Consider the following 5,602-nt stretch of genomic DNA (forward strand, 5'->3'; position numbering starts at 1 on the left):
CCGTCGGGCGTGACGTCGACGACGCGGAGCCCGTACCGGGCGGAGCGCCACAGCGGCAGCGCGATCCGGAAGACGACCACGCAGGCTGCGGTCGCCGCCCACAGGCCCACCCAGTACACCGACGCGAGCGGCGAGGTCAGGAAGTCGGCACCGGTCCACAGCATGTGGGGGATGGCCAGTCCGACGCCGAGGTAGCCGTACAGGTGCAGCAGGTGCCACGACTCGTAGCGCATCCGGCGGCGTGCGCGCCGCATGGAGGTCGCCGCCACGAGGGTGAGCAGCAGCGTGCCGACGGTCGCCAGGAGCATGCCGGGGTAGTCGAGGACCAGGTCCCACAGCTGTGCGAGCACGTCGACCTGCGCCGTGATCGCGTACCCGACGGTGGTCAGCACCGCGTGGGCGATCAGCAGGGCGAAGGACCAGAAGCCGACCAGCCGGTGCATCCGGGTGATGCCGTCATGCCCGAAGCCGCGCTCGAACAGCGGGACCCGCGCCATGAGCAGCACTTGATAGAGCAGCAGGTTCGCCGAGACCAGCCCGGTCAGCCGGCCGAGCGTCGTGACGGTCTCGCCGTCGAAGCCGGACGTGGCCTGGATGCCTCCGCCGGCGATCCACAGCGCGACGGCCGCGAGACTGGTGAGCCAGATCACGGCCACGGCCGCGAGGTTCCAGCGCTGTGCACCCCGGGCGCCCGGCGACGTGGGGCGGGCGGTGCGCACGCGTCCCGAGTCGCCGGCGGGGGCGCGATATCCGGTGTCGGCGATGGCGGTCATGTGTTCACGGTCCCGCGCGCGCTCTCAGAATGGTCCAAGACTGCGGCCCGCGCCGGGATCTCATCGCCCGCCCATCGCGTTCTCACAGGTTCGCCGCCGTGGGAGCGGCTCGTTGCTGCGAATCGGGGCACCCATCCACCCTGGCGACGGTCTCGGCACCCTCACCGCCGCGGCGTAGGCCGCCGGGCGCTCACGCCGGCACCCGGGCGGAGAGCAGATCCTCCAGGCCTACCCGCGTCAGGAAGTCGCGGCGGACGCGATCGGCTACCTGCGAGACCTCCTCGGATCCGTCGTCCGCCGGGTCGACGTGCACCCGGAAGGGACGGCCGCCGACAGGCAGCGCCACGATCCGCGCGATCTCGTCCGACACCATCGAGGCATCCGCGTCGGCAGGGGCGAGCGCTGCGAGCTTCTGCGCGACCTGTTCCATCAGCCCCGGGTACCGGCCCTCGTAGTCGCTCTCGACGGCCGCGTCGACGGGTCGCCCGGAATGGGCGAAGTGATTGGTGCCGTTCGTGAACGAGCCCGGCACGACGATCGTGGTCTCCACGCCCCACCGCGCGAGCTCGGCGGCGTACGAGACGGCGAGCGAGTCCATGGCGGCCTTCGCGGCGAAGTACGGCGCGAGGTACGGCGGGGTGCCGCCCTTCACGCTCGAGCTCGACACCCACACCACCAGACCGCGGCCGCGACGACGCATGCCCGGCAGCGCCGCGCGGTTGACGCGCTGCGTCGACAGCACGTTGATGTCGAACAGCTCGGCGAGCTGCCCGGGCGTGAAGGCCTCGGCCGGGCCGGTGACCATGTGCCCGGCGTTGTGGATGAGGACGTCGATCGCGCCCTGCTCGCGTTCGACCTGCGCGACGGCCGCAGCGACGGATGCCTCGTCGTTGACGTCCAGCTCCACCGCCCGCAGGTCGACGGCATGGGCGTCGGCGTAGGCGCGCGCCGCCTGCACCTGCGGTGCGTTGCGGCCCGCCGTCTCGCGCATCCCGGCGTACACGGTGTGCCCGGCATCCGCCAGGGCGCGTGCGGTGAGGGCGCCGAACCCGCTGGAGGCGCCCGTGATCAGCACGGTCTGGTTCATTTCCGTCGTCTCTCTTTCTCGTCCGCCGGCGCTCAGGCCAGCCCGCCGTTGGCGTAGACGACCTGTCCGTTGATCCAGCGGCCCGGCCCGGCGAGGAACGCCACCGTCTGCGCGATGTCCTCCGGCCGGCCGAGGCGCTCCAGGGGCGCCGCCTTGGCGAGCGTCGCGATGGTCTGCTCGTCCTTGCCGTCCAGGAACAGCGGCGTGGCGGTCGGTCCGGGCGCGACGGCGTTGACGGTGATGTCGCGGCCGCGCAGCTCGCGGGCGAGGATCAGCGTGATGCCCTCGACGGCGGCCTTGCTCGCCACGTAGGCGCCGTAGGCCGGGAACTGCGTGCGCGTCACGGTCGTGGAGAAGTTGACGATCGCGCCGCCGGAGCGGATCCGGTTCGCGGCGAGCTGGTCGACGACGAACGTCCCGCGGATGTTCGTGCGGTGCATGCGGTCCAGGTCGTCGAGGTCGAGTGTCGCGATCGGCGAGAGCAGCATGATGCCGGCCGTGTGGACGACGACGTCGACACCGCCGAACGCCGCGTCGACGGCGTTGAAGGCTGCGGCCATGGCGGTCTCGTCGGCGACGTCGCCGCCGACGGCGATGGCCGAGCCGCCCTGCGCGACGATCCGGTCGACCAGCGCGTCGGCCTTCGCCCGGTTTCCCGCGTAGTGCACGGCGACGGCGAAGCCGTCGGCGGCGAGCTTCTCGACGACGGCCTGGCCGATGCCGCCGGAGCCGCCCGTGACGAGCGCGACGCGCGGGGTGGAGGTGGAGGTGATCGTGGTCATGATGGTTCCTTTCGATGGATGGGGTCGGGCCGCGTCGTGTTCCGGGCGCGACGATCAGCGCCCCGGGGTGGGGCGCGCGCAGGCGGTGCGGGCTAGGGCGTGTCTGACAAAGGTTGGATGCGAGTGCTGAGAGGCTGATCGCGTGTCGCGTTTTCAGGTGCTCTCGGATGTTCAGTGGTCGTTGATCGAGGAGATGTTGCCGCGGCCGACGGGCAGGCCGGGTCGGAAGTTCTCCGATGCGCGCACGATGGTCGAGGGCATCGTTTACCGGTATCGGACAGGGATCGCGTGGCGTGATCTGCCCGAGGTGTTCGGGTCGTGGCAGACGGTGTGGACGTGGCATCACCGGATGGCGAGCGATGGGACCTGGGATCGGGTGCTCGCCAAGCTCACCTCTGCCGCGGATGCCGCTGGCCTGGTGGACTGGTCGCTGTCGGTGGACTCCACCATCGCTCGCGCGCATCAGCACGCGACGAACACGACCCGCCTCACAGGGGGCTGGATCGAGTTACAAGAATCTGCGGGAAGAGCCGCCTGACCACGGCATCGGCCGTTCCCGAGGCGGCCTGTCGACGAAGATCCACCAGCTCGTCGACGGTAACGGGCGCCCGCTGGTCACGTTGATCACCCCGGGGCAGGCGGGCGACTCGCCGATGTTCTTGCCTCTGATGGAGCAGCTGCGCGTGGGCCGCGAGAGGGGACGGCCGCGCACCCGGCCGGACGCGGTCCGAGCCGACAAGGCATACTCGTCCCGCGCGATCCGCGAGCACCTCCGCGCCCGCGGCATCAAAGCCGTGATCCCCGAGCCCGATGACCAGAAGGGTCATCGCCGGCGCCGCGGATCCCGCGGCGGGCGCCCGGTCGGACTCGACGCCGTCGACTACAAGAACCGCAACGTCATCGAACGCCAGTACTGCCACCTCAAGCAATGGCGCGGCCTCGCCACCCGGTACGACAAACACGCCATCGTCTACCGGGCCGCCGTCCTCCTCAACGCCGTCATCGCCTGGGCCAAGACATTGTCAGACACGCCCTAGGCCACCCCCACCATCGCCGCTGACCCGCCGACGGCCGCGACGGGGCTCTCCACCTGCGTCATCCCCAGCCGTGCCCACGGGAACCCGCCGTACGGCCACGCCCCCATCAGGATCTCCCGGCCCGTCCACAGCGACGCCAGCAACAACGGCAGCAGCACCATCCGCCCCGCCCGCCCCGGGGCGACACGCAGCATCCACCGGTAGGCGAGGGTCAGGGGGATCACCCCGACCGCCGTGATCGCAGCCTGCACGAAGGTCAATGCCAGCCACGGCACCGGCCCGAGGTAGCGGGAGGTCCACGACACCAGCAGCGCGAAGAACACCACCCCGAAGACCGCGCCGACGCCGAGGGCGCCCGCTGCGCTGCGACCGATCAGCGCGCACAACAGCAGCCCGGCAGCGATCGGCGCGGCCACCCACACGCCGGCCTGCGGGTACGCCAGGTCCATCAGCACCCCGGCCACGGCCGCGAGCGCCAGCGCCGGCCACAACGGCAGCAGCGGGGATCCCTGCCGGGAGAGGTGCCGGGGTGTGCCTGTGCGAGGTCATGTCAGGTGGGTCTGCGGCTGGCCAGGACCGCGCCGCCAATCACCAACAGCGCGCCCATCGGGTACCCGGCGACCAAATCGATCCAGCCCTCGGGCCGAACGTCTCGATGTGGGGCGAGCCAGTGCACCACGACGATGAGGGCGCCGACAGCCATGATCGCCTGCCCGGCCCGCAGGTACCGGCGACGACGGCGGTACCTGCGGCCGGATCGGGGTCGGGTCGTGGACGACGTGTCATCCGGGTGCTCCTTCCCGTACGTCGATAGGTGCCCCCGGCACCGTCGCGCCAGGGGTGGGAGCGCGTCCGGGCAGGTACGGCGACGGTTCCGGTTCCGGGTGGCGTCGGGACTGCACGACGATCAGCGCGACGCCGGCGACGGCGATGAGTGCGGCCATCAGCAGGTTGACCTTCACGCCCCACAGCAGCAGCCCGGTCGGATCCAGGCGCAGCGCCTCGAGCCAGGCGCGGCCGGTGCCATAGACAATCAGGTACGCGCCGAGCGCCTTGCCCCACCGCAACGACACTCTGCGTTCGATCAGTAGGATCGCGGCCGCGCCGGCAAGGTTCCACAACATCTCGTACAGGAACAGCGGATGGAACAGGGTGTCCGGAGGCAGCCCGGGCGGGAAGGCATGGTTCGCGGGGTCAATCTGCAGCCCCCACGGCAACGTGGTGGGGGCGCCGAACAACTCCTGGTTGACGTAGTTGCCCCACCGACCGATCGCCTGCGCGATCAGCAGCCCGGGCACGAGAGCGTCCGCGAACGAAAGGAACCGGATGCCGGCACGCCGGCACACCAGCCACGCCGCGACGCTGCCGGCAAGGATCGCTCCGAAGATCGCCAGACCGCCCTCCCACACGTACAGCACCCGCCACAGGTCCGCGCCCTCGTAGAAGTAGTCCGCGGGGTGGGTGAGCACGTGGTAGAGCCGGCCGCCGACGATCCCGGCCGGAACCGCCCATAGGGCGACGTCGACCACGACGCCCGCAGGCGCGCCGCGCCGCCGCAGCCGGCGGGAGGTGAGCCAGACGGCGATCACGATCCCGGCGATGATGAACACCGCGTAGAAGCGGATCGTGAACGGCCCCACCGCGAACCCGGTGACATCCGGGCTGGGGATGAACGCGCCGATCATGACCGGTACCCGAGCACCGTGGTCATGCCGACCTCGGCGTGGTAGATGTTGTGGCAGTGCGCGACCCACAGACCGGGGTTGTCCGCATCGAAGTCGACCGTCAAGGTCTGCCCCGGGAGGATGATCGAGGTGTCCTTCCGGGGGCCGCCGCCCGTGTGCTGGTAGGTGTGGCCGTGCAGGTGGAACGGATGCCACATCTCGGTGTCATTGCGGATCCGCAACTGCACCCGCTCCCCCA

At 71.0% G+C, this 5,602-nt stretch carries 7 protein-coding genes; 1 reads left to right on the forward strand and 6 read right to left on the reverse strand.

The window, feature by feature from the left end:
* The 3 genes from WBP48_RS11520 to WBP48_RS11530 all read right to left on the reverse strand — a co-directional run.
* Positions 1-773 (reverse strand): ferric reductase-like transmembrane domain-containing protein (locus WBP48_RS11520; RefSeq protein WP_424440544.1); only part of this gene is annotated, 773 nt, incomplete at its 3' end.
* Between the two features lie 190 nt (positions 774-963).
* Entirely contained in the window at positions 964-1,860 is an 897-nt protein-coding gene (locus tag WBP48_RS11525; RefSeq protein WP_424440546.1) for an SDR family NAD(P)-dependent oxidoreductase, read from the reverse strand.
* A gap of 32 nt (positions 1,861-1,892) precedes the next feature.
* Complete coding sequence (locus WBP48_RS11530) at positions 1,893-2,642, reverse strand: SDR family oxidoreductase (protein ID WP_424440548.1); 750 nt, start codon at positions 2,640-2,642, stop codon at positions 1,893-1,895.
* A gap of 142 nt (positions 2,643-2,784) precedes the next feature.
* On the opposite strand from WBP48_RS11530, the gene WBP48_RS11535 reads away from it, so the two are divergent.
* A protein-coding gene (locus WBP48_RS11535) for an IS5 family transposase (RefSeq protein WP_424440550.1) occupies positions 2,785-3,679 on the forward strand; the annotation gives its coding sequence in 2 pieces (ribosomal slippage) (positions 2,785-3,135 and positions 3,137-3,679; 894 coding nt in all).
* Here WBP48_RS11535 and WBP48_RS11540 read toward each other — a convergent pair.
* The 3 genes from WBP48_RS11540 to WBP48_RS11550 form a co-directional block, all read right to left on the reverse strand.
* Positions 3,676-4,170, reverse strand: a complete 495-nt coding sequence (locus tag WBP48_RS11540) for a hypothetical protein (RefSeq protein ID WP_424440552.1) — start codon at positions 4,168-4,170, stop codon at positions 3,676-3,678. The two genes, WBP48_RS11535 and WBP48_RS11540, sit on opposite strands and share 4 nt — an antisense overlap.
* Positions 4,171-4,461: 291 nt before the next feature.
* Complete coding sequence (gene lgt, locus WBP48_RS11545; RefSeq protein ID WP_424440554.1) at positions 4,462-5,364, reverse strand: prolipoprotein diacylglyceryl transferase; 903 nt, start codon at positions 5,362-5,364, stop codon at positions 4,462-4,464.
* Positions 5,361-5,602 (reverse strand): multicopper oxidase domain-containing protein (locus WBP48_RS11550; protein WP_424440038.1); only part of this gene is annotated, 242 nt, incomplete at its 5' end. The genes lgt and WBP48_RS11550, both read right to left, overlap by 4 nt.

Origin of the sequence: Microbacterium sp. (genome assembly GCF_049661145.1) — a bacterium.
Classification (GTDB): domain Bacteria; phylum Actinomycetota; class Actinomycetes; order Actinomycetales; family Microbacteriaceae; genus Microbacterium.

What these genes read in the sequence shown, in the direction of transcription:
- WBP48_RS11530 (WP_424440548.1), bottom strand. Translation starts at nt 2,642, where the DNA reads ATGACCACGATCACCTCCACCTCCACCCCGCGCGTCGCGCTCGTCACG.
- WBP48_RS11525 (WP_424440546.1), bottom strand. Translation starts at nt 1,860, where the DNA reads ATGAACCAGACCGTGCTGATCACGGGCGCCTCCAGCGGGTTCGGCGCC.
- lgt (WP_424440554.1), bottom strand. Translation starts at nt 5,364, where the DNA reads ATGATCGGCGCGTTCATCCCCAGCCCGGATGTCACCGGGTTCGCGGTG.